Annotated in this window: 21 protein-coding genes; 11 read left to right on the top strand and 10 right to left on the bottom strand. The window is 72.6% G+C overall.

Annotated features, from left to right (window positions below; all coding sequences use genetic code 11):
* Window positions 1–5 precede the first annotated feature (5 nt).
* Entirely contained in the window at window positions 6–1721 is a 1716-nt protein-coding gene (locus OG242_RS15340) for a GAF domain-containing SpoIIE family protein phosphatase (RefSeq protein WP_405898695.1), read from the bottom strand.
* Window positions 1722–1986: 265 nt separating this feature from the next.
* A complete protein-coding gene (locus tag OG242_RS15335) occupies window positions 1987–2283 on the bottom strand; it encodes a putative quinol monooxygenase (RefSeq protein WP_405898694.1) in 297 nt (98 codons plus the stop codon).
* Window positions 2284–2451: 168 nt separating this feature from the next.
* Between OG242_RS15335 and OG242_RS15330 the strand changes: the two genes are divergently transcribed.
* The 3 genes from OG242_RS15330 (at window position 2452) to arsB (ending at window position 4957) form a co-directional block, all read left to right on the top strand.
* Window positions 2452–3339: a helix-turn-helix transcriptional regulator gene (locus tag OG242_RS15330; protein ID WP_405898693.1), complete on the top strand. Its 888-nt coding sequence runs from the start codon at window positions 2452–2454 to the stop codon at window positions 3337–3339.
* Between the two features lie 236 nt (window positions 3340–3575).
* Window positions 3576–3884: an ArsR/SmtB family transcription factor gene (locus OG242_RS15325; RefSeq protein ID WP_405898692.1), complete on the top strand. Its 309-nt coding sequence runs from the start codon at window positions 3576–3578 to the stop codon at window positions 3882–3884.
* The gene (arsB, locus tag OG242_RS15320; protein WP_405898691.1) at window positions 3881–4957 is read left to right on the top strand and encodes an ACR3 family arsenite efflux transporter; all 1077 of its coding nucleotides are present in this window, start codon (window positions 3881–3883) and stop codon (window positions 4955–4957) included. The genes OG242_RS15325 and arsB overlap by 4 nt, the downstream gene beginning before the upstream one ends.
* A gap of 25 nt (window positions 4958–4982) precedes the next feature.
* On the opposite strand, the gene OG242_RS15315 is transcribed toward arsB, so the two are convergent.
* Both OG242_RS15315 and OG242_RS15310 read right to left on the bottom strand, forming a co-directional pair.
* Window positions 4983–5477: a GNAT family N-acetyltransferase gene (locus OG242_RS15315; RefSeq protein WP_405898690.1), complete on the bottom strand. Its 495-nt coding sequence runs from the start codon at window positions 5475–5477 to the stop codon at window positions 4983–4985.
* On the bottom strand, window positions 5474–5854 hold the full coding sequence (locus OG242_RS15310) for an ArsR/SmtB family transcription factor (protein WP_405898689.1): 381 nt from the start codon (window positions 5852–5854) through the stop codon (window positions 5474–5476). The genes OG242_RS15315 and OG242_RS15310 overlap by 4 nt, the downstream gene beginning before the upstream one ends.
* Window positions 5855–5983: 129 nt before the next feature.
* Here OG242_RS15310 and OG242_RS15305 point away from each other — a divergent pair, with 129 nt between their 5' ends.
* Window positions 5984–7381: an NAD(P)-binding domain-containing protein gene (locus tag OG242_RS15305; protein ID WP_405898688.1), complete on the top strand. Its 1398-nt coding sequence runs from the start codon at window positions 5984–5986 to the stop codon at window positions 7379–7381.
* 229 nt (window positions 7382–7610) lie between these two features.
* On the opposite strand, the gene eno is transcribed toward OG242_RS15305, so the two are convergent.
* Window positions 7611–8891 (bottom strand): phosphopyruvate hydratase, encoded by a 1281-nt coding sequence (eno, locus tag OG242_RS15300; RefSeq protein ID WP_405898687.1) that lies wholly within the window; start codon window positions 8889–8891, stop codon window positions 7611–7613.
* Window positions 8892–9062: 171 nt separating this feature from the next.
* On the opposite strand from eno, the gene OG242_RS15295 reads away from it, so the two are divergent.
* Window positions 9063–9485, top strand: a complete 423-nt coding sequence (locus OG242_RS15295; protein ID WP_405898686.1) for a MarR family winged helix-turn-helix transcriptional regulator — start codon at window positions 9063–9065, stop codon at window positions 9483–9485.
* A gap of 52 nt (window positions 9486–9537) precedes the next feature.
* On the opposite strand, the gene OG242_RS15290 is transcribed toward OG242_RS15295, so the two are convergent.
* Both OG242_RS15290 and OG242_RS15285 read right to left on the bottom strand, forming a co-directional pair.
* Window positions 9538–10086 (bottom strand): DUF1062 domain-containing protein, encoded by a 549-nt coding sequence (locus tag OG242_RS15290; protein WP_405898685.1) that lies wholly within the window; start codon window positions 10084–10086, stop codon window positions 9538–9540.
* Between the two features lie 277 nt (window positions 10087–10363).
* Window positions 10364–11263, bottom strand: coding sequence for a D-alanyl-D-alanine carboxypeptidase family protein (locus OG242_RS15285; RefSeq protein WP_405898684.1), 900 nt, complete (start codon window positions 11261–11263; stop codon window positions 10364–10366).
* Between the two features lie 290 nt (window positions 11264–11553).
* Between OG242_RS15285 and OG242_RS15280 the strand changes: the two genes are divergently transcribed.
* From OG242_RS15280 to OG242_RS15265, 4 genes are all read left to right on the top strand, one after another.
* Window positions 11554–11874: a hypothetical protein gene (locus OG242_RS15280; protein ID WP_164634264.1), complete on the top strand. Its 321-nt coding sequence runs from the start codon at window positions 11554–11556 to the stop codon at window positions 11872–11874.
* Between the two features lie 23 nt (window positions 11875–11897).
* On the top strand, window positions 11898–12398 hold the full coding sequence (locus tag OG242_RS15275) for a GNAT family N-acetyltransferase (RefSeq protein WP_405898683.1): 501 nt from the start codon (window positions 11898–11900) through the stop codon (window positions 12396–12398).
* A 116-nt stretch (window positions 12399–12514) separates the two neighbouring features.
* Window positions 12515–13207, top strand: coding sequence for a GntR family transcriptional regulator (locus OG242_RS15270; RefSeq protein WP_405898682.1), 693 nt, complete (start codon window positions 12515–12517; stop codon window positions 13205–13207).
* Window positions 13204–14514 (top strand): nitrate/nitrite transporter, encoded by a 1311-nt coding sequence (locus OG242_RS15265; protein ID WP_405898681.1) that lies wholly within the window; start codon window positions 13204–13206, stop codon window positions 14512–14514. Before OG242_RS15270 ends, OG242_RS15265 begins: the two co-directional genes overlap by 4 nt.
* Before the next feature lie 75 nt (window positions 14515–14589).
* On the opposite strand, the gene OG242_RS15260 is transcribed toward OG242_RS15265, so the two are convergent.
* The gene (locus OG242_RS15260) at window positions 14590–15414 is read right to left on the bottom strand and encodes a maleylpyruvate isomerase family mycothiol-dependent enzyme (protein WP_405898680.1); all 825 of its coding nucleotides are present in this window, start codon (window positions 15412–15414) and stop codon (window positions 14590–14592) included.
* A gap of 179 nt (window positions 15415–15593) precedes the next feature.
* Between OG242_RS15260 and OG242_RS15255 the strand changes: the two genes are divergently transcribed.
* Window positions 15594–16379, top strand: coding sequence for a carbon-nitrogen family hydrolase (locus tag OG242_RS15255; RefSeq protein ID WP_405898679.1), 786 nt, complete (start codon window positions 15594–15596; stop codon window positions 16377–16379).
* Between the two features lie 64 nt (window positions 16380–16443).
* On the opposite strand, the gene OG242_RS15250 is transcribed toward OG242_RS15255, so the two are convergent.
* Window positions 16444–16935 (bottom strand): LURP-one-related/scramblase family protein, encoded by a 492-nt coding sequence (locus OG242_RS15250; RefSeq protein ID WP_405898678.1) that lies wholly within the window; start codon window positions 16933–16935, stop codon window positions 16444–16446.
* 64 nt (window positions 16936–16999) lie between these two features.
* Here OG242_RS15250 and OG242_RS15245 point away from each other — a divergent pair, with 64 nt between their 5' ends.
* Window positions 17000–18823: an NHL domain-containing thioredoxin family protein gene (locus OG242_RS15245; protein WP_405898677.1), complete on the top strand. Its 1824-nt coding sequence runs from the start codon at window positions 17000–17002 to the stop codon at window positions 18821–18823.
* 25 nt (window positions 18824–18848) lie between these two features.
* Here OG242_RS15245 and OG242_RS15240 read toward each other — a convergent pair whose 3' ends face one another.
* Window positions 18849–21713: a BTAD domain-containing putative transcriptional regulator gene (locus OG242_RS15240; RefSeq protein ID WP_405898676.1), complete on the bottom strand. Its 2865-nt coding sequence runs from the start codon at window positions 21711–21713 to the stop codon at window positions 18849–18851.
* Between the last annotated feature and the right edge of the window lie 107 nt (window positions 21714–21820).

The raw sequence follows: 21820 nt of genomic DNA, 5'->3' as shown, positions 1-21820 counted from the left end.
TCCTGTCATTGCTCCTTCCGGCTGACCCGCACCACCAGCACCGCCACGTCGTCCCGGTGAGGGACCTCCGCGAGGCCCTCGGACAGGGCCTCCAGGAGGAGGGGCAGGGGCTTGTCGGCGTGGCGGGCGAGCACGGCGGCCGTGTGCGCGGTGCCGGCGTCGATGTCCGCGTCTCGGCGTTCGACCAGGCCGTCGGTGTAGAGGAGGAGCACGCTGCCCGGCGGGAGGTCGCGGGTGTGGTCGTGGCGGGGCGGGTCGTCCGACGCGCCGAGGAGGATCAGGTCGTGGTCGTCGAGGGACGAGACGCCGCCGTCCGGGGTGTGCAGGAGCGGCGGAGGGTGTCCGGCGTTGGACCAGGTCAGCCGCCGGTGTCCGTCGTCGAGGTCGAGGCGGGCGTGGACCGCCGTGGCGCCGGGGCCCAGGGGCAGGGTGCCGATGGCCCGGTCGATGGCGTTGAGGGCGGCGGCCGGCGAGTGGGCCGGGTCGTCGAGGCTGGCCTGACGGAGCATGCTGCGGATCTGGCCCATCACGGTGGCGGCCTGGACGTCGTGCCCGATGACGTCACCGATCGAGATCATGAGAGCCGTGGGCAGCGGATACGCGTCGTACCAGTCGCCGCCCACCATGTCCTGGTCGGCGGCGGGCAGGTACAGGGCCGCCATCTCCAGGCCCGGCACGTCCGGCAGGTCGGTCAGCATCGCGGCCTGGAGCTGCTCGGCGGTGCTGAGGCGGTTCGCGACGAAGCGGGTGCGCTCCACCGCCTGGCTCACATAACCGGCCACCGTGGTGAGGACGGCCTCCTCGGTCGGCGCGAGGACGTGCGGGCGGGACCAGCTCCAGGTCAGGACGCCGTGCCGGTTCGGCAGGGGGACGCACAGGACGGATTCGAGGCCCAGCGAGTCGTACCCGGCGACGGCCTCGGGTCCGAAACCGCGCAGGAGCCCGGTGCGGTCCGGCACGAAGACGGTGCGCTGTTCGCGCATGGCCAGGGCGCTCGGGAAGGCCGCGTCCCGCTCCAGCCGGTCGATGGTGTTCTCCACCGGCCGCGCGTCGTCCGGGTCGATGACCCGCCACAGCTTCTCGCCCTCCGCGAGCAGCAGGCCCACGAACGCGGGCTCGGCCGGCCCCTGGAACAGGTGGCGCAGGTGCCGGGTGAGATCCGTGAGATCGCGGGCGTGGGCGAGCTCGATGGCGGCGCGCAGAAGAATTCCGGCGTGGTCACGGTCCCGCTGGATCAGCTCCGAGGCGATCCGCAGCCGCAGCTCCATCGAGCAGGCGGCGGTCAGGTCCTCCAGATCGCGCAGCTCGTCCGCCGTCCACGTCCGGGGCTGGTGGTCGATGGCGCAGAGCGACCCGAGGACGTGTCCGTCGGCGTCGGTGAGCGGCATGCCGGCGTACGCGATCACCCGGAGGTCGGGAATGGCGAGGCTGGCGCAGGTACGGGGGTGCACCCGGGCGTCGCTGAGGATCAGCGGCTCTCCGTCCGCGACGACGTGCTGGCAGAAGGAATGGGTCAGGGGGGTCTCGCGCCGGTCCGCCCAGAAGCCGGACATCCCCACCATGCCGGGGAACACCTGCCGGTCGGCCTCCAGCAGCGAGACCAATGACACCGGGACGCGCAGGACGCGTGTGACCAGCCGCGCGAACCGGTCCATGCCGGGATCGGCCGCCGCGGTCAGCCCGGCCAGCCGCAGCGCTTCCAGCCTTCCGGGGTCTTTCACCCCGGGGCCTGCGTGGGCGTGGGGAGGAGGACGGCCGCGATGCTAATCAAGCGCATTGTCTGAATATAGAAGAAAATGGGCGTGATGTCCTGTGTCGGGCTGGGCCCCGCTACCCCCGCCGGGCCCCGGTGCCGCCGTTGACGGTGCGCAGGGTCAGCCGGTGCGTGTGGTCCGAGGGCTCGGAGGCCGGGGGCGGGGGTTCACCTGCGGCGAGGGAGCCCCGCGGAGGGCGCCCGTCAGGGCGCACCCCGTGCGGGGCCCCGCGTCAGGCGGGCGGCGCCGTGACCAGCCGGCGGATGGTCATCGGCTCGGCGAGGATGGCGTCGAGGACCTCGCGCACATGATGGAAGTGTGCTGTGGCGAAGTGCTCGGTGAGTGCCCCGGCGTCCTCCCATTCCTCGACGATCACCATGCGCGCCCCGTCGTTGGGGTCGGCGTAAGGGCGGTAGGCGAGGCACCCGGCCTCATCGAGGGACGGCTCGATCATCGCCTCCAGGGCGGTTCGGAGCCGGTCCTCCTGTCCAGGGGCGGCCAGGCACTCGGCAACGACGGTGAGGGACATGGGTGCTCCTGTACGTAAGGGAGTTGGCAGGTCCGCCGGAGCGGAACCTTTCCGGTGACAGCCACTCTGGCCGCCCGGCGCCTCCCCACCCAGGGCCATCCTGTGCCTGGGCACGGCGTGACCAGGCTGGAGCGGTGACGCGGCCGACGCGCCGGGGATACTTGGCTCATGGCACTGGACAGGCGCGCGGAGCTGGGCGAATTCCTTCGGTCCCGGCGGGCCCGGCTGAGCCCCGCGGAGGCCGGGCTTCCGGATTACGGCGGTCAGCGCCGGGTTCCCGGACTGCGCAGGGAGGAGCTGGCCCGGCTGGCCGGGGTGAGTGTGGACCACTACGTACGCCTGGAGCAGGGGCGCACGCTGCACTTCTCCGAAGCGGTGCTCGACGCCGTCGCCCGCGCCCTGCGCCTGAGTGCGGTGGAGCGCGGACATCTGTACCGGCTGGCCCGGCCGTGGTCGGACGCGGACCGGTCGGCGGAGGAGCCGGGGGCCCAGCGGGTGCGGCCGGGGCTGCGCCGGCTGCTGGACTCGGCGGCCGACGTGCCCGCGTACATTGTCGGGCGCAACGTGGACGTCCTGGCGTGGAACGGGCTCGCGGCGGCGTTGATCACCGACTTCGGGGCCCTGCCGCCCCGGCAGCGGAACCTCGCCCGGCTGGTGTTCCTGGACGAGGGGACGCGCAGCCTGTACGCGGACTGGCGTGCCAAGGCCGGTGACGTGGCCGCGTATCTCCGGCTTGATGCCGGACGCCATCCGGACGACCCGCGCACCGCGGAGCTGATCGAGGAACTCTCGTCCGCCAGCCCGGAGTTCCGGGACGCGTGGGCGGAGCACCGGCTCAAGGACAAGACCCACGGGCGGTACCTCTACCGGCACCCGGTGGTCGGTGAACTGGACCTCGGCTTCGAGACCCTGCGGCTCCCCGACGACCCGGACCAGGCGCTCGTCGCGCACACGGTGGAGGAGGGCTCCCCCTCCGAGACGGCGCTGAGACTGCTGGCGGCGTGGACCAGGGAGAACATGCCGGTGGACGGCACGCTGGGGGCGGCATCCCGGTAGTGCGTGCCGTCACCGTTCGTTCGGTGTGACCCGGATGACGAGCACCGCGACGTCGTCGCGTCGGGGGATGTCCGGCACTGGACCAGGTCAGGCGCCAGCGGCCGGCGTCGCGGTCGTCCTGGCCTGAAGTCGCCCCCTGCCCCCGGCCGGGAGACCCGTGCCGCCTCAGGTGGAAGGGGCCATCCGTCGCGCGGAGGTCGTCACATCAGTGCGCGCTGATGTGACATTATCAGCGCATGCTGACTTCAGTGGATCCTGATGTGATCCGGGCGCTGAGCGATCCGCTCCGTCTGAGGATCGTGAACCTGCTGGCACGCGAGACGCTGTGCACGACCCACCTGGCCGAGGAGACCGGGGCCCGGCAGACGAACCTGTCGAACCATATGAGGGTGCTGCGCGAGGCCGGGATCGTGGAGACCGAGCCGTGCGGCCGCTTCACGTACTACAAGATCAGGCCCGAGGTGCTGGCCGGCCTGTCCGAGCAGTTCGCCGCGCTGGCCGCATCGGCGCGCGGGGCCGTCGAGAACAAGAGGGCCTGTCCGTGACCACCGCAAACCCCTCGGTCGTCGGGAAGCTCTCCGTCCTCGACCGCTACCTCGCCGTGTGGATCCTGCTGGCCATGGGCGTCGGGCTGGGCCTAGGCCGGCTGGTCCCGGGCATGGGCGACGCGCTCGCGGAGATCGAGGTCGGCGGCGTCTCCCTGCCGATCGCGCTCGGTCTGCTGGTCATGATGTACCCGGTGCTGGCCAAGGTCCGTTACGACCGGCTCGACCGCGTGACGGGCGACCGCAGGCTGATGGTGTCGTCGCTGGTCGTCAACTGGATCGTCGGGCCCGCCGTGATGTTCGCGCTGGCGTGGATCTTCCTGCCGGACCTGCCCGCGTACCGCACGGGTCTGATCATCGTCGGGCTGGCCCGCTGCATCGCCATGGTGATCATCTGGAACGACCTCGCCTGCGGCGACCGCGAGGCCGCGGCCGTGCTGGTCGCGCTCAACTCGGTGTTCCAGGTGGTCGCGTTCGGTCTGCTCGGCTGGTTCTACCTCGATCTGCTGCCGAGGTGGCTGGGCCTCGGCGACGGGCAGGGCCTGGACGTGTCCGTGTCGCACATCGCGCTGAACGTCGTGGTCTTCCTGGGCATCCCGCTGCTGGCCGGCTTCCTGACCCGCCGTGTCGGTGAACGGAAGCTGGGACGTGCCGATTACGAGGAGACGTTCCTGCCGCGCATCGGGCCTTGGGCGCTGTACGGGCTGCTGTTCACGATCGTCGTGCTCTTCGCGCTCCAGGGGAAGACGATCACCTCGCAACCGCTGGACGTCGTCCGGATCGCGCTGCCGCTGCTGGTGTACTTCGCGGTGATGTTCTTCGGCACCTTCCTGCTCGGCAAGGGCCTCGGGCTCGCGTACGACCGCACCGCGACCCTGGCGTTCACGGCGGCCGGGAACAACTTCGAGCTGGCCATCGCGGTCGCCATCGCCACCTTCGGCGTCACCTCCGGCCAGGCGCTGTCCGGGGTCGTCGGCCCGCTCATCGAGGTCCCGGTGCTGATCGGCCTCGTGCACGTCGCGCTCGCCTGGCGGCGGAGGTTCACGGCCGGCGCGGTGGCGACGGCTCCCTGATTCCGGGCGGCCGCCGGCCCCGGAGTCAGGTGATCGCGGGGCTGCGGCGCTCCACGAGGACGACGTCGCGCCAGACGCCGTGGTGGCGCCCGATCCGTTCCCGGGTGCCGATGACCCGGAAGCCGGCGCGCCGGTGCACGGCGAGGCTGGCGGCGTTCTCCGGGAAGACGCCGGACTGGACCGTCCAGATCCCGGCCCGGTCCGTGGAGTCGGTCAGCGCCCCGAGCAGCGCGGAGGCGACCCCGCGGCCTCGGGCGTCCGGGTGGACGTAGACGGAGTGCTCGACCACCCCCGCGTACGCGCACCGGTCCGAGACCCGGCTCGCCGCGACCCAGCCCAGCACCCCTCCCGCCTCGTCCAGGGCGGCGAAGCGGTGCCCGGGCAGCCTGCCGGTGTCGAACGCCGCCCAGGACGGGGCCTCGGTCTCGAAGGTGGCGTTGCCCTCGGCGATCCCCGCCCGGTAGATCGCGAGCACCTGCTCCGCGTACTCCGCCGTCAACGGCACGATCACCGTGCTCAACGGCTTCCTTCCGGCGAGGGCAGCGTGAGCAGCTGACCCATGCCGGCCAGCACGGACGGCTCGACGCGGTAGTAGACCCAGGTGCCGCGCCGCTCGGAGGTGAGGAGCCCGGCCTCCTTCAGCTTCTTCAGGTGGTGCGAGACGGTCGGCTGCGAGACACCGACGTCCGAGATGTCGCACACGCACGCCTCGCCGCCCTCGTGCGAGGCCACGGCGGAGAACAGCCGGAGGCGGACCGGGTCGCCCAGCGCCTTGAACATCTGCGCGGCGGTCTCCGCCTCCAGGGCGGTCATCGGGCGCTCGGCCAGCGGCGGGCAGCACGGCGCCGCGTCCCGGGCATCGCCTTCGAGCAGCGGCAGCACCTTCGTGTTCGACATGTGTCTATGTTGACACATGTCGAAACAGATTGCTGGTTTGATGTACGTCTATGTTGACGTTCGTCGATACAGGTGTCATCCTGGGTCGAGTAAGCCATCGACAGGTGTCGAAACAAGCAGGGAGTCGCCGTGTACGAGTCCGCCACCGCCGAGTTGCCCGTCGTCGTGGTCGGGGCCGGGCCCGTGGGCCTCGCCGCCGCCGCCCATCTGGTCGACCGGGGCATCGAGCCCGTGGTCCTGGAGGCCGGGCCGACGGCCGGGGCCGCCGTGCGCGCGTGGTCGCATGTGCGCCTGTTCTCCACCTGGGCCGAGGTGGTCGACCCGGTCGCCGAGAAGCTGCTCGCGCCCACCGGCTGGGTCCGCCCCGACCCGGCCTCCTACCCCTCCGGCGGCGACTGGGCCGACCGCTATCTGCGGCCGCTCGCCGATGTCCTCGGCGACCGTGTCCGCCTCGGAGCCACGGTCACCGGTGTCTCCCGCGCCGGCCGGGACCGTGTCGTCGACGCCGGCCGCGAGCGGCAGCCGTTCGTCGTCCACGTCGCCCACGCCGACGGCCGCGAGGAGCGCGTCCTCGCCCGCGCCGTCATCGACGCGTCCGGCACCTGGGCCGCCCCGTCGCCGGCCGGCGGCAGCGGTCTCCCCGCCCTCGGGGAGCGGGCGGCGGCCGACCGGATCAGCTACCGCGTCCCGGACCTGGAGGACCCCGCCGTCCGCGCCCGGTACGCGGGCAGACGCACCGCGGTCATCGGTTCCGGCGCCTCCGCCTTCACGGCTCTCGCGTACCTGGCCGGCCTCGCCAAGTCGGACGACGGCGCGGGGACGAAGGGCGTGTGGGTCCTGCGCCGGGGCATCTCCGGCTCCACCTTCGGCGGCGGCACCGCCGACCAGCTCCCCGCGCGCGGCGCCCTGGGCCTCGCGGCGAAGGCCGCCGTCGACGAGGGACACGCGGACGCGGTCACCGGTTTCCGCACGGAGGCCGTGGAGCGGGACGCCGGGGGCCGCGTGGTGCTGGTCGGTGAGGACGGACGCCGGCTGGACGCGGTCGACGAGGTGATCGTGCTGACCGGCTTCCGCCCGGACCTGTCCTTCCTCGGCGAACTCCGCCTGGCCCTGGACGACCGCCTTCAGGCACCCACCGCCCTCGCCCCGCTCATCGACCCGAACCAGCACTCCTGCGGCACGGTCTACCCGCACGGTCACCGCGAGCTCGCCCACCCCGAGCAGGGCGTCTACCTGGCCGGCATGAAGTCCTACGGCCGGGCCCCGACCTTCCTCGCGATGACCGGGTACGAACAGGTCCGTTCCGTCGCCGCCGCCCTCGCCGGCGACACGGAGTCCGCCGACCGCGTCGAACTCACGCTGCCGGAGACCGGGGTGTGCGGCGGCGCGGGGCTGTTCGACGCCCCGGCCCGGGACGAGGCGGACAGCGGCGGCTGCTGCGCGCCCGCCCCACAGCTCGTCCAGCTCGGCGCGCCCGCCCCGGCCCGCGAGGAGCAGGCGGCGGACGGCGGTTGCTGCGGCTCGTAACCGACGGGATGCGACGCGCTCGCGGCGGCCTCCACCAGGGTTCGGTCACGCCTCACGGGCGAGCGGCTTCTCGAACCAGTGGTGGGCGTACGGCTCGTCGTTGAAGGCCGGGATCTCGGTGTAACCGCTGCCGCCACGGGTGATGCGCGGAGCTCGCGGAGGCCGGGGCCGTCCTCCGCGAGATCGCGCGCGTCGAGCGTGAGGCGATGGAGGCGTTGCGCCGTATCGGCTAGCGGGCGCGCAGCGCCTCCGTGCCCGCGTACCGGGCGTTGGTGCCCAGCTCCTCCTCGATGCGGATGAGCTGGTTGTACTTGGCCGTGCGGTCCGAGCGGGAGAGGGAGCCCGTCTTGATCTGGCCGCAGCCCGTGGCGACCGCGAGGTCCGCGATCGTGGTGTCCTCCGTTTCGCCGGAGCGGTGGGACATGACGACCGTGTACCCCGCGCGGTGGGCGGTGGAGACCGTGGTCAGCGCCTCCGTCAGGGTGCCGATCTGGTTGACCTTCACCAGGATCGAGTTGGCGACCCCGGAGGCGATGCCCTCGCGGAGCAGGGCGTCGTTCGTGCAGAACACGTCGTCGCCCGTCAGCTGGCAGCGGTCGCCGACCCGGGCGGTCAGTTCGCGCCAGCCGTCCAGGTCGTCCTCGGCCATCGCGTCCTCGACCGACACGACGGGGTAGGCGTCGATCAGCTTGACCAGGTAGTCCGCGTGCTCCGCCGGGCTGCGGCGTACCCCTTCGCCCGCGTAGTCGTACACACCGTCGCGGAAGAACTCAGACGTCGCCGGGTCCATCACCAGGCCGATGTCCGTGCCCGGCCGGTACCCCGTGCGCTCGATCGCCGCCACGACGAAGTCCAGCGCCTCCTCGGCCGTACGGAGGGACGGCGCGAAGCCGCCCTCGTCGCCGACGCCCGTGGAGTGGCCGGCGGCGAGCAGGTCGCGGCGCAGGGTGTGGAAGATCTCCGAGCCCATGCGGACCGCCTCGGCGAACGACTCCGCGCCGATCGGGGCGATCATGAACTCCTGGAAGTCCAGCGGATTGTCCGCGTGCGCACCGCCGTTGACGATGTTCATCATCGGTACGGGCAGCAGCCGGGCGTCCGCACCGCCCAGGTAGCGGTAGAGCGGCAGGCGGTGCGCGGCCGCCGCGGCCTTGGCGGCGGCCAGGGACACGCCCAGGATCGCGTTGGCGCCCAGCCGGGACTTCGTGGCGGTGCCGTCCGCCGCGACGAGCGCCGCGTCCAGCCCGGCCTGGTCCTCCGCGTCCCGGCCGGTAACGGCCTCGGTGAGCTCCGTGTTGACGTGGTGCACGGCCCGGTCGACGCCCTTGCCGTGCCAGCGGGCCGGGTCGCCGTCGCGCAGTTCGACGGCCTCTCGGGCGCCGGTGGAGGCGCCGGAGGGGACCGCGGCGCGGCCGAGCGAGCCGTCCGACAGTTCGACGTCCACCTCGACGGTGGGGTTGCCCCGGCTGTCCAGGACGCGGCGGCCGGTGACGGAGGTGATGGCGGTCATGGGAGTGGTCCTTCCCGTTGTCGCGTGCCGCGGTCCGGCTGCGACGACGGTGGCGCTGGACCCGGCGAGAACGACTCTACAGCAATGCTGTTCAGTGTGGCTGTTTAGCTGTGCTGAACAGCTCTGCTGTTCAGTCTGCTGTCCTGTTTCCGCCCCGCGTTAAAGTGCGGTATGCCCCTCCCGGAATCCGCCTCCATCGCCGCCGAGCTGCGCACAGCGATGGGCAAGCTCACCCGCCGCGTGAAGCTGGAGGACCAGATGCCGCTCGGCCAGGTGGCCGTCCTCGGTGAGCTGGACCGCAACGGCGCCATGACCACCAGCGAGCTCGCCGCCGGCCAGCGGGTGCGGCCGCAGTCCATGGCGCGGGCCGTCGGGCTGCTCATGGACCAGGGGCTCATCACACGCCGCGCCCACCCCACCGACGGCCGCAAGAGCCTCGTCGAGCTGTCGGACGCCGGGCGCACGCTCCTGGAGGAGGAGCGGGACCGCCGGGCCGACTGGCTCGCCCGCGCGATCGACGCGGAACTGAGCGAGGAGGAGCGGGGGTTGCTGGCCCGCGCGATCGGGCTCGTCGGACGGCTGGCGGCACACTGAGAGCGGGGGCCGGTGCCCTTGCGGGGACCGGCCCCCCGTTACGCGACCCCGCTCACCGCTTCAGCAGGAAGCCGAAGTCGCCCGTGACCCTGCCGGTCAGGCGCGTCGCCGAGACGAGGTTCCCCTCGGCCAGCAGGCGTTCCGTACCGGCCCGTGAGAGGCCGAAGCCGTCCGCGATCAGGCGCAGCGGACGGACCGGTATCCGGGCCCCGAACCGGACCGACACGTCGACCGCCTCGCGGTCGGGGTGGGTGTCGCCTCCGGTGTCCAGGCGCCAGGCGCCCGTCCAGTCGAGGGCGACGTGGTTGCGGCGCAGGACGACGCCGTCCTGGAGGAGCCCGGCCGCCAGGGCCGGGTCGTTGTCGTGCATCCGCTCCAGCAGCTCGGGAGGCACGGAGCGGACGTGCGCCCGCTCCAGGACCGTGAGCTTCGTGGTGTCCCCGCACCCCGTACAGAGCGCGAGGAGCCAGGCGTCGAGCAGCTTGTGGTTCGCGTTGACGCGGAACTTGCCGTACGGGCGGAAGCTGCCGGACGCGCACGCGTGGCAGCGGCGCAGGACGAGGGGCAGGCGTGTGGGCATGACGGCCCAATGGGTGAGCACAGGAGTACACCGGTTTCAGTGTGAGAAATCCGCAGCGGGAAGCAGCACGGCGCACAGGGTGCGACGCGCGACCGATCAGCAGTGGGGAGGTCTCACGCGATGTACAACGGACGCCCTTTCGTGGACGGCAGACGCGGTGGGCGTGCCGCGTACGGCAACGGCCCGGCTGGACGGTAGCGGGGCCGGCCGGCGGGCTGCCACCGGTTTTTCGGCCGGGCGGCAAGCGAGAAGGGCCCCGCACACCGTGGTGTGCGGGGCCCTTCTCCGTACGAGAGGCCTACTTCTTGAAGCCGTAGTCCATCAGCTTCTTCGCGTCCGCCGTGCGGTTCGCCTCGGACGACGAGGTCAGGACCGTGCCGATCACCGTCTTGCCCTTGCGGGTCGCGGCGAAGACCAGGCAGTACTTGGCCGCCGGGCCGGAGCCCGTCTTCACGCCGATCGCGCCGCTGTACGAGCTCAGCAGCTTGTTGGTGTTGGTCCACGCCATGTAGCGGTAGCCACCGCTCTTCGTCGTGACCTTCTGCTTCGTCGACTTCGTCTTCACGACCGTGCGGAACGTGGAGTACTTCATCGCGCTGCTCGCGAGCTTCGTCAGGTCGCGCGGGGTCGAGTAGTTGGACCCGTTCCCTATGCCGTCGAACGAGTCGAAGTGCGTGTTCTTCAGGCCCAGCGTCTTGGCCGTGCTGTTCATCTTGCCGATGAACGACTTCACCCGCGCCGAACGCGTCTTGCCGGAGCCGAACTTGTCGGCCAGCGCGTAGGCGGCGTCGCAGCCCGACGGCAGCATGAGGCCGTAGAGCAGCTGGCGGACGGTGACCTTGTCGCCCACGATCAGACGCGCCGAGGACGCGCCCTTGGAGACGATGTAGTCGCTGTACGCCTTCTGGATCGTGACCTTGGAGTTCAGGTTCAGGCCCTTCTGGGCCAGCACCACGCGCGCGGTCATGATCTTCGTCGTCGAACCGGTGGAGCGGCGGGTGTCCGCGGCCTTGCTGAACAGCGTCTTTCCGGTGCCGTTGTTCATCACGAAGCCGCCCTTGGCGACGATCGAGGGCGCCTTGGGCGCGGCGGCCTGTGCCGTGGAGGCGAACGCGCCGCCCGCGATCAGGGCGCCCGTCGTGAGGGCCACCGTGGCGGTCGCGGACCCGCGCCTTATGCCCTTAATGCCGAATTTCAACTTGAACGCTCCAAATGCCCCTGGTATGCGGCCACATGAGGGTGCCGCGCGCTGGTAAGACGGGTGACCGCGCCTCTTGGTTGTAATCCACGAGGGGGTGATTTTTTACGACATCCGGGCCCGGGGGACGGGCCTCCGGCATCCGGAGGGCGATTGCGCCATGTGGCCAGGGGCTACCATCGGCGTCACATCCGAGCCCCGGTGCGCGTGGTACGGCACGGGGATCGGCGAGCCGGCCCGACGTACCGCGACGACAGGTGCGCCGAGCGCCCCAGAGGCCGGAGGTAACCGTGGACGATGTCGTGCGTGCGCAGGAGTCCGTCAGGGCATACGGCGAGCTCCTCGCCCTCGCCGAGCGCCTGGAGGCGTTGCGGCAGTTGGGGGAGGACGGGGTCGAGGCGCATACGACGGCCGCGCTGCACGCGGTCCGGTTCGCCGCGACGATCCTGTGGCGGACCGTGCCGGACGTGCCGTCGCCGGACTACCGGCAGGACGACGAGCGCCTGCTCGAACTGGCCGCGCACTGGCGCGAGGCGGCGCTCGGACTCGGCGAGTTCGCCCCGCAGCGCCCGACGTTGCGGCTGGTGGAAAACGACGGGCCGTCCGCGTAGGAGCCGGGATAGCGTCCCCCGGCATGACGCCTTCCCTGCGCAGCGAACGCCTGGTGCTCGAACCGTACGTCCCGGCCGACGAGGAGGACTTCGTCGCCCTCTTCGCGGACGACCGGGTCTCCCGCCACATGGGCGACGGCCCCGAGCCCGAGGAAAGTAACCGCGCCCTCTTCGCCCGCGTCTTCACGCACGTGTACGAGCCCGAGGCCTTCGACGTCTGGGCCGTCCGCCGGGACGGCCGGATGGTCGGACACGCGGAGATCAAGCCGTCGAAGGCCGTCGAGGGGCATGAGCTGATCTACGCCCTCGCGCACGAGGCGTGGGGGCAGGGCCTCGGCACCGAACTCGCGCGCAGGATCGTCGCGTACGGCTTCGAGACGCTGGGCCTGGAGCAGGTGTACGCGACCGTGGCGGAGCCGAACACGGCCTCGCTGGCGGCCCTCCGCAAGGTGGGTTTCCAGCACGTCCGGGACATCGCCGAGGAGGACGGGAGCACGACCCTCCTGCTGGTCTGCGGGCGGTAGCGGACGGGCTCCCTCGCTCACATCCGCCGGGCCTGCGGGCGCCGGCCGCCCGGCCACCTCGCTCACATCGTGGACGCGGGCGGCACTTGCGTGCATGTTGTATCTATGCTGTACGCATGCCAGCCCCCGCCCCCGCCGCATCACCCGGTCGCGCCCCCGTCCCCCCGCCCGCGAAGCAGCCCCCGGCCGCCGAGCGCGTCTACGCACACGTCAAGGACGCGGTCCTGGACCGCCGCTACGAGGGCGGCACCCTGCTGACCGAAGGCGGCCTCGCCGAGGCCGTCGGGGTCTCGCGGACACCGGTGCGCGAGGCGCTGCTGCGCCTTGAGGTCGAGGGGCTCATCAAGCTCTACCCGAAGAAGGGCGCCCTGGTCCTCGCCGTCTCCGCGCAGGAGATCGCGGACGTCGTGGAGACCCGGCTGCTCGTCGAGGAGTTCGCCGCCCGCAAGGCCGTGCCCGCCTCCCCGCAGCTGATCAGCCGGCTCGAAGGGCTCCTGGAGGAGCAGCGGCGGTTCTCCGAGGCCGGCGACCTGGCCACCGTCTCCGTGAAGGACCGGTGCTTCCACGCCGAGATCGTCCGCCACGCGGGCAACGAGATCCTCTCCCGCCTCTACGACCAGCTCCGCGACCGCCAGCTGCGGATGGGCGTCGCCGTCATGGAGGCCCACCCCGACAGGATCGCCGCCAACATCGCGGAACACAGCGAGCTGCTGGAGGCGATCAGGGCCGGTGACGCGGAGGGCGCCGCCCAGGTCGTGCGCCGCCACGTCGGCCGGGTCAAGGTGCTGGTCCGGGGTGAGGACCGGTGAGTTCCGCCGCCGCGCCCACCCTGCCCCTGCCCGGTGACCCGCCCGGCGGCCGGCGTGCCGTCAGGATCTGGGGCATCGGCGTCGCCGTCTACTTCGTCGCCATCATCTTCCGCACCAGCCTCGGCGTCGCCGGACTCGACGCCGCCGACCGGTTCGACGTCAACGCCTCGGCGCTCTCCACCTTCTCCATCCTCCAGCTGCTCGTCTACGCGGGCATGCAGATACCCGTCGGCCTGATGGTCGACCGGCTCGGCACCAAGAAGGTCCTCACCCTCGGGGCCATCCTGTTCACGCTCGGCCAGCTCGGCTTCGCGCTCTCCCCCTCGTACGGCACCGCGCTCGCCTCCCGCGCGCTGCTGGGCTGCGGCGACGCGATGACGTTCATCAGCGTGCTGCGGCTGGGGACGCGCTGGTTCCCCGCCCGGCGCGGGCCGCTGATCAGCCAGGTCGCCGCCCTCTTCGGGATGGCGGGCAACCTGATCTCCACGCTCGTCATCGCCCGCGCCCTGCACGGCTTCGGCTGGACGACCACCTTCGTCGGCAGCTCGCTGGCCGGGGTCGTGGTGCTGGTGCTGCTCCTGCTCTTCCTGAAGGACCACCCCGAGGGGTACGAGCCGCCGCCCGTGCAGCACGCCGGCGGGGCGTACGTGCGCAAGCAGATCGCCGCCGCCTGGCGGGAGCCCGGCACCAGGCTCGGGATGTGGGTGCACTTCACGACGCAGTTCCCGGCCATGGTGTTCCTGCTGCTGTGGGGCATGCCGTTCCTGGTCGAGGACCAGGGGCTCGGCCGGGGGACCGCCGGTGAGCTGCTGACCCTGGTGGTGCTCTCCAACATGACGCTGGGGCTCGTCTACGGGCAGGTCATCGCCCGCCACCAGGCGGCCCGGGTCCCGCTCGCGCTGGGCACGGTCGGGACGACGGCCGCGCTGTGGGCCGCAACGATCTTCCACCCCGGGGACCACGCGCCCATGTGGCTGCTGGTCGTCCTGTGCCTGGTGCTCGGGGCCTGCGGGCCCGCCTCGATGATCGGCTTCGACTTCTCCCGCCCGGCCAACCCGCCGGAGCGCCAGGGCACCGCTTCCGGCATCGTCAACATGGGCGGCTTCGTCGCCTCGATGACCACGCTCCTGGCCGTCGGCGTGCTGCTGGACGCGACCGGCGACAACTACCGGGTGGCGTTCTCGTCCGTCTTCTTCCTGGAGGCGCTGGGCATCGCGCAGATCCTGCGGCTGCGCGTGAAGGCCGCGCGCCGGGAGCGCGAGTACCACGTGGTCAGCCGGGTGGAGGCCGTGCACGTGCCCGCGTGATCGGGTCCGGAACCGCGGCGCGCCCGTCCCCCTCGTGGGGGCGGGCGCCGCTGTGTGCCGGGGTTGTCTTCGCCGTTACGGGGTGACGCCGAAGTGCTGGAGGATGGCGTCGGCCAGCTCCTGGTCGCCCTCGGTCTTGATCCGGTCCGCGACCGCGGCGGGCCGCACCCGGCCGCAGGCCAGCCGTACGTACGTCTCCCAGTCCATGGACAGCGTCACGACCGGGCCGAGCGACGGGGCGACGTCCAGCGAACCGCGCCCGTCGGCGTCGACCCGTACCGTACGCATGAACTCCAGCGGCCCGTGCACGTCCAGCACCACCGCCGAGTTGGCCGGTGCGCCCGCGCTCTTGGCCACCACCTTCGGCAGCCCCAGCAGCAGGACGTCGCGGGCGACCACAGCGCCGGGGGAGTCCAGGTTGCCGGGCCTGCCCAGGGTCGTACGCAGGTCCTGTTCGTGCACCCAGACGTCGAACGCGCGCATCCGCAGCGCGGTCTCCAGGGTCTGCTCGGCGCCCAGCGGCGCCCGCACCTTCGTCTCCGGGTCACGCGACTCGTTGCGCAGCTGCCGGGCGCGGCGAATGATCGTGTACTCCAGCTCGGAGGTCATCTCCGGCGCGGTGTGGTGGCGCCTGACGTCGACCTGCATCTCCATGTAACGGGCGAAGTCGCTCTGCACGTGGAAGAGGTCGCGCGGCAGGGTGTGGATCGGACGCGGGTCGCCGAGCTGTTCGCACTCCATGCCGATGATGTGCGACACGATGTCGCGCACGGACCAGTTGGGACAGGGCGTACGGCCGTTCCACTCCCCCTCGGCGAGCGGGCTCACCAGCTCGGCTATCGACTCGATGGAGTGGGTCCAGGCGTCGGCGTAGGTCTGGAGGCTGGGATGGACGGTCACGGGACCCCTCGTGCGGTTCTGCGGTGCATGGGCGACTGGGCGCGGACGGTCGGGCTGCGGGCTGCGAGCGGCGATGAGGTTCGGTGGCTAAGTTACGCTGCGAGCAGGCACCCCGGCAGTGCTTTCGTGTGACGATCGTAGGCCCGTGTTGACGGCTCGAATGCCAGGACGGTGGTAGTGTGCGCGCCTCCCTCATCCAGATCGCAGTAGACCCGGACGAACCCGCCGATTCCCGCAGGCAGCGCGCTGCTTCCCTGGTCGTGGCCCAGCGGGGCGCCGATCTCGTGGTGCTTCCCGAGCTGTGGCCGGTGGGAGCCTTCGCCTACACGGCGTTCGAGGACGAGGCCGAGCCCCTGACGGGCCCCACGCACGAGGTGATGGCCAAGGCCGCAGCTGAGGCCGGGGTCTGGCTGCACGCCGGCTCCTTCGTCGAACGGGCCGCCGACGACACCCTCTACAACACGACCCTCGTCTTCTCCCCCGAGGGCGTACGGGCCGCCGCCTACCGCAAGATCCACCGCTTCGGATTCGACCAGGGCGAGGCGGTCATGATGGGCGCCGGTGAGGACCTGGTGACCGTTCCGCTCCCGCAGACCACGCTCGGCCTCGCCACCTGCTACGACCTCCGCTTCCCCGAGCTGTTCCGGGGCCTGGTCGACGCCGGCGCCGAGACCCTGGTCGTCGCGGCCGGCTGGCCGGAGCGCCGCCGCGCCCACTGGACCCTGCTCGCCCAGGCCCGTGCCGTCGAGAACCAGGCGTACGTCCTGGCCGTCGGCTCCGCCGGCACCCACGCCGGCATCCAGCAGGCCGGGCACTCCCTCGTCGTCGACCCCTGGGGCGAGGTGCTCGCGGAGGCGGGCGCGGACGAGGAGGTGCTGACCGTGGAGCTGGACCCGGCCAAGGTCGCCACGACGCGGGAGCAGTTCCCGGCACTGAAGGACCGGCGGCTGGGGCGGACCCCGTAGCAGGACCTCATACGAAGGGCCCGTGTTTCACGTGAAACACGGGCCCTTCGTATGCGCCGTGCGGTCAGTCCTCGTCGTCCTTCTCCGCGAGCACGATCACGCACACCGCGACCGCGATCAGCAGCGACGCGTCGGCGTCGTCCCGCACGATGTCGATGCCGTACGTGTCCCGGATGGACAGCCAGCGACGGGAGATCTGGGCCAGCAGTTCGCCGTCGTAGTCGATGGCGAACTCGCGGTCCAGGATCTTGCCGCTGACATCCAGCTCGGTGCCGTCCGCCAGGGTCACGCGGTAGTGGTTGCGGAGCAGCGACAGATGCTTCTTCTTGACCTTGGCGAGCTGTTCGCCGTCCCGCTCGATCAGCATGGTGTCGCGCAGGCTGAGCAGCTTCTGGCGGATCTCGACGAGGATCCGGCCCTGCGCGTCCTTCAGCTCGAAGGTGTCGCGCACCCGCATGGCCTTGCCGTCGACCAGGAAGACCTTGCGGCCGTCCGCGTCCTCGATCCAGTAGTCGTCACCGATGCCGAAAATGCGCTCGCGCACGAGAAGTCTCATGGCTCCCAGGTTCCCCGAGGTACCTGCGGAATGCGGGGACGCCACGGTGATGTTGACTGGTCTCATGGCAACACGTGCGCGCGTCAGGGCCCCCGAACTCATCGGCAAGGGCGGCTGGCTCAATACAGGCGACCGGCAGTACACCCTCGCTGACCTGCGAGGACGCATCGTGATCCTCGACTTCTGGACATTCTGCTGTGTGAACTGCCTGCATGTTCTCGACGAGCTCCGCGAGCTGGAGGAGAAGCACCGCGACACCGTCGTGATCATCGGCGTGCACTCGCCGAAGTTCGTCCACGAGGCGGAGCACCAGGCCGTCGTGGACGCGGTGGAGCGGTACGAGGTGCACCACCCGGTGCTCGACGATCCCGAGCTGGCCACCTGGAAGCAGTACGCCGTACGCGCCTGGCCCACGCTCGTCGTCATCGACCCCGAGGGCTATGTCGTCGCCCAGCACGCCGGTGAGGGGCACGCCCACGCCATCGGGAAGCTGGTCGAGGAGCTGGAGGCGGAGCACGCGGCGAAGGGGACCCTGCGGCGCGGGGACGGGCCGTACGTGGCGCCGGAGCCGGTGGCCACGCATCTGCGGTTCCCCGGCAAGGCGCTGCTCCTGGCGGACGGCGGCTTCCTGGTCTCCGACACCACCCGGCACCGCCTGGTCGAGCTGGACCCGGACGGCGAGACCGTGCGCCGGCACTTCGGGACGGGGGAGCGCGGGTTCGCCGACGGCGGGCCGGAGGAGGTCCGGTTCAGCGAGCCGCAGGGCCTCGCCCTGCTGCCCGACGGGCGGATCGCGGTCGCCGACACGGTCAACCACGCCATCCGCGCGCTCGACCTCACGACCGGGGCCACCACCACCCTCGCCGGGACCGGCCGCCAGTGGTGGCAGGGGGCGCCCACCAGCGGCCCGGCCCGCGAGGTCGACCTCTCCTCGCCGTGGGACGTCGCCTGGTTCGGCGGCAGGCTCTGGATCGCCATGGCCGGGGTGCACCAGCTGTGGACGTACGACCCCGAGGGCAACGCCGTACGTGTCTCGGCCGGGACCACCAACGAGGGCCTGGTCGACGGGCCCGGCGACGAGGCGTGGTTCGCCCAGCCGTCCGGGCTCGCCGCGACCGAGGAGCGGCTGTGGGTCGCGGACTCCGAGACGTCGGCGCTGCGCTGGGTGGACCGCGAGGGTGCCGTGCACACCGCCGTCGGCACCGGTCTCTTCGACTTCGGCCACCGGGACGGGGCCGCCGAGCAGGCCCTGCTCCAGCACCCGCTCGGCGTGACCGCCCTGCCCGACGGGTCCGTGGCCGTCTGCGACACGTACAACCACGCCCTGCGCCGCTACGACCCGGCGAGCGGCGAGGTCACCACCCTCGCCACGGACCTGCGGGAGCCCAGCGACGCCGTGCTGGTCGACGGCGACCTGGTCGTCGTCGAGTCCGCCCGGCACCGGCTGACCCGGCTGCGGCTGCCCGAGGAGGCGGTGCGTGTCGCCGAGCAGGCCCACCGCACGCAGCGGGCGGCCACCGAGATCGCCCCCGGCGCGCTCCGGCTCGACGTCGTCTTCCAGGCACCGGCCGGCCAGAAGCTCGACACCCGGTACGGCCCGTCGACCCGGCTGCTGGTCTCCTCGACCCCGCCCGAGCTGCTGGCCGAGGGCGAGGGCGCGGGCACCGACCTCTTCCGCGACCTGGTCCTCGCGGACGGCGTCACCGAGGGCGTCCTGCACGTCTCCGCGATGGCCGCGTCCTGCGACGACGACCCGGCGAACGAGTACCCGGCCTGCCACGTCCACCAGCAGGACTGGGGCGTCCCGGTCCGTGTCGTGCCCGGCGGGGCGAGCCGGCTGCCGCTGGTGCTGGCCGGGATGGACGAGGACGGGGACGCCACGGGCTGAGCCGGCCGCCCGGGCCGGGGACGGGTCAGCCGTCCGCCGTGAGGCGGCGGGCCGCTTCGGCGTGGCGGCGTACGTAGTCCGGGCCCGCCGTTACGCGGAGCAGCGCCTCCAGGGCGCGGACCGCTCCCTCGTCGTAGCCGGCGGCCTCCGCCTCCGTGGCGGCCTCGTCCAGGAGGCGGATGCCCTCCTCCTCCGCGCCGAGGGCCAGGTGGGCCTCGCCGCTCACGGACAGCAGCAGGACCCGGCGGGCCGTCTCCTCGTGCTCGGGGCCGAGGTCGAACGCGGTGCGGGCGGAGTCCAGGGCGTCCTGCGGGCGGCCCGCCGTGAGCTGCATCCGGGCCAGGTGCTGGAGCGCGAGCATCTCCGTGTGGGGGTCGGGCTCCTTCCCAGCCAGTTCGAGGGCGCGCTCGCAGCCCTCCATCGCCTCGTGCAGGCCGCCCTGTTCGGCCTGTACGAGGGCCAGGTTGATCAGCGCGGTCGCCTCGCCGAGCCGGTCGTGGACCCGCCGGGCGAGACCGGGCGAGGGTGCGAGCACGGCGACGGCCTCGCCGGTCCTGCCCTCCTCCGTCAGGACCCAGCCGAGCAGATTGCGGACCCGGGACTCGGCGTACGGGTCCTCGCGGGCGACGGCCGCCGCCAGGGCGAGCTCCAGCATCGGGGTCCAGCCGTCCCGCACCCGCCACACCACGTGCGGCCACTGGAGCAGGATGATCCGCCAGGCCCGGTCGTCGAGCCCGGCGGCCCGGGCGGCCGCAGCGGCCAGGGTCAGGTCCTCGCGTTCGGCGGCCAGCCAGCTCATGGCCGCCGCCCGGTCCGTGAAGTCCCGGGTCGCGGCCGGCCTGCGGAAGTCGTCGGGCAGCACGAAGCAGGGCTCGCCGCCCGGTTCCGCCGTGTCGGCGGCGGCGAGCGCGGTGGCGATGTAGTGGTCGAGCACGCCCATGAGCGCGTCCGGCCCGGCCGCCGGGTCGAGCCCTCGCGCGTACAGCCGCACCAGGTCGTGGAGTATCCAGCGCCCGGGCCCGGCCTCCGAGGCCAGATGGGCGGCGGCGAGCCGTTCCAGCGCGGTCGCGGCGGTGACCGGGTCGCTGCCGGCGAGTGCGGCGGCGGTGTACGGGTCGAAGTGGCCGCCCGGGTGGTGGCCGAGCCGGCCGAGGTGGTGGACGGCGTCCGGCGGCAGCTGCTGCACGGTGAGCCGCAGGGCGGCGGAGACGCCGGTGTCCTCCACGTCCAGGTAGGACAGCCGGCTGCGCTCGTCCGCGAGTTCGTCGGCCATCGCGGCCAGTGTCCACTGCGGACGGCCGGCCAGCCGGGCGGCCGTCACCCGCAGGGCGAGGGGCAGTCCGCCGCAGAGTTCGGCGAGCCGCCGCGCCGCGACCGGTTCGGCGAGGACCCTCTCCTCGCCGAGGACGCCGGCCAGCAGCGCGGTGCCGTCCGGTGGTTCGAGTATGTCCAGGGGGACCGGGACGGCTGCGTCCGAGGCGATGAGCCCTTCGAGGCGGCGCCTGCTGGTGACCAGCGTGACGCAGTCCGCGCCGCCCGGCAGCAGCGGCCTGACCTGGGCGGAGTCGCGGGCGTTGTCGAGGACGACGAGGAGGCTGAGCCGGTCGGTCAGCGAGCGGAACAGGGCCGCCGCGCCCGCCGCGGACTCCGGCACCCGGCGGGGTGCGACGCCGAGCGCGAGCAGGAACTCCCGCAGCACTTCGAGCGGGGTCGGCTCGGCGGTGTCCCCGAATCCGCGCAGGTCCGCGAAGAGCCGCCCGTCCGGGAACGCGGCGGGGGTCCGCCGCGCCCAGTGCAGCGCCAGCGCCGTCTTGCCGACCCCGGCCGGCCCGGTGACCAGGCACACGGGTGCCTCCCCGGCCGCGGCGCGGGAGAGCGCGGTCAGCTCGGCGCCCCGCCCGTGGAACCCGCGCGGCGCCCGGGGGAGCAGATCGGCGGCGGGCGCGGGTGTGCCTCCGGCGTGCGGGGTGCCTCCGGCGTGCGGGGAGTGCGGGGCGGGCGCCGGGGGTGTCCGGGGCGCGGGCGGACTCACCGGCTCGGCGAGGCCGTCGGCCCCGCGCGGCGTGCCGACTGCGGCTCCCGCCGGGGCCCCCGGGTGTCCGAGGACGCGCGGGGCTCCCGGGGCGGGGGCCGGGCGGGCCGGTGTGCCCGGGTCCCCGCGCAGGATGCGCGCATACGCGTCCGCGAGCTCGCGGCCGGGGTCGATGCCCAGTTCGTCCGCCAGCAGGCGGCGGGTGCGGTGGAACCAGTCCAGGGCCTCGGACTGGCGGCCCGAGAGGTACAGGGCGGTCATCAGGCCCGCCGCCAGGGATTCGCGCATGGGGTGGGCTACGGCCTCCGCGCGCAAGGCGGCCGCCGCTCGGTGGTGTTCGCCCAGCTCTCCATACGCGCGGGCCAGTTGCTCGACCGTCGAGAGGCGGGACTCCTCCAGCGCGTGGGCGGCGGCCTGGAGGGGGGCGCTCGCGCAGGTGCCGGTGAGGGCGGGGCCCTGCCAGAGGGACAGGGCCTCCTTCAGCATCAGCACCGCGTCGGCGGGGTCCCGTTGCTCGCGGGCGAGCATCAGCAGTTCCTCGAACCGCTGGGAGTCCAGCAGGGTTTCCGGCGCCCGGAGCACGTACGCGTCGCCGAGCGTCGCCAGCTCGATCCCGTACGCCTGGGCGTCCGCGCCTACCAGCAGGGCGCGGAGCCGGGAGACGTGCCCCTGGATGACCGTGCGGGCGTGGAGCGGCGGTTCGTCGTCCCACAGGCAGCCCGTCAGGCGCGCCATGGATACCGGGGTGTTGGCGTGCAGCAGCAGGGCCGCGAGCAGGCTGCGGCGCTTGGCGGGGCCGAGGGGCAGCGGCCCGGTCAGCGTGTCGACGCAGACGGTGCCGAGCAGCCGGAACTCCACGAGCGGCTCCCCTTCCGGGTCTGACGCGCCCGGTGCCGGGTCACGGACAAGTGCCCAGAATATCGGGGATTCCGCCGTGGCGGTTCGGGGGTGTGGCCGGATCGCAC

This window comes from Streptomyces sp. NBC_00727, from assembly GCF_045161745.1.
In the GTDB taxonomy this organism is placed as follows: Bacteria; Actinomycetota; Actinomycetes; order Streptomycetales; family Streptomycetaceae; genus Streptomyces.
This window is presented reverse-complemented; position numbering and strand designations above follow the sequence as displayed.

Excerpts from the sequence above, each read along its gene's own strand:
- OG242_RS15325 (WP_405898692.1), top strand. The coding sequence starts at position 3,576 with ATGCTGACTTCAGTGGATCCTGATGTGATCCGGGCGCTGAGCGATCCG.
- OG242_RS15295 (WP_405898686.1), top strand. The coding sequence starts at position 9,063 with ATGCCCCTCCCGGAATCCGCCTCCATCGCCGCCGAGCTGCGCACAGCG.
- OG242_RS15330 (WP_405898693.1), top strand. The coding sequence starts at position 2,452 with ATGGCACTGGACAGGCGCGCGGAGCTGGGCGAATTCCTTCGGTCCCGG.
- eno (WP_405898687.1), bottom strand. The coding sequence starts at position 8,891 with ATGACCGCCATCACCTCCGTCACCGGCCGCCGCGTCCTGGACAGCCGG.
- OG242_RS15270 (WP_405898682.1), top strand. The coding sequence starts at position 12,515 with ATGCCAGCCCCCGCCCCCGCCGCATCACCCGGTCGCGCCCCCGTCCCC.
- OG242_RS15310 (WP_405898689.1), bottom strand. The coding sequence starts at position 5,854 with ATGTCGAACACGAAGGTGCTGCCGCTGCTCGAAGGCGATGCCCGGGAC.
- OG242_RS15335 (WP_405898694.1), bottom strand. The coding sequence starts at position 2,283 with ATGTCCCTCACCGTCGTTGCCGAGTGCCTGGCCGCCCCTGGACAGGAG.
- OG242_RS15250 (WP_405898678.1), bottom strand. The coding sequence starts at position 16,935 with ATGAGACTTCTCGTGCGCGAGCGCATTTTCGGCATCGGTGACGACTAC.
- OG242_RS15275 (WP_405898683.1), top strand. The coding sequence starts at position 11,898 with ATGACGCCTTCCCTGCGCAGCGAACGCCTGGTGCTCGAACCGTACGTC.
- OG242_RS15245 (WP_405898677.1), top strand. The coding sequence starts at position 17,000 with ATGGCAACACGTGCGCGCGTCAGGGCCCCCGAACTCATCGGCAAGGGC.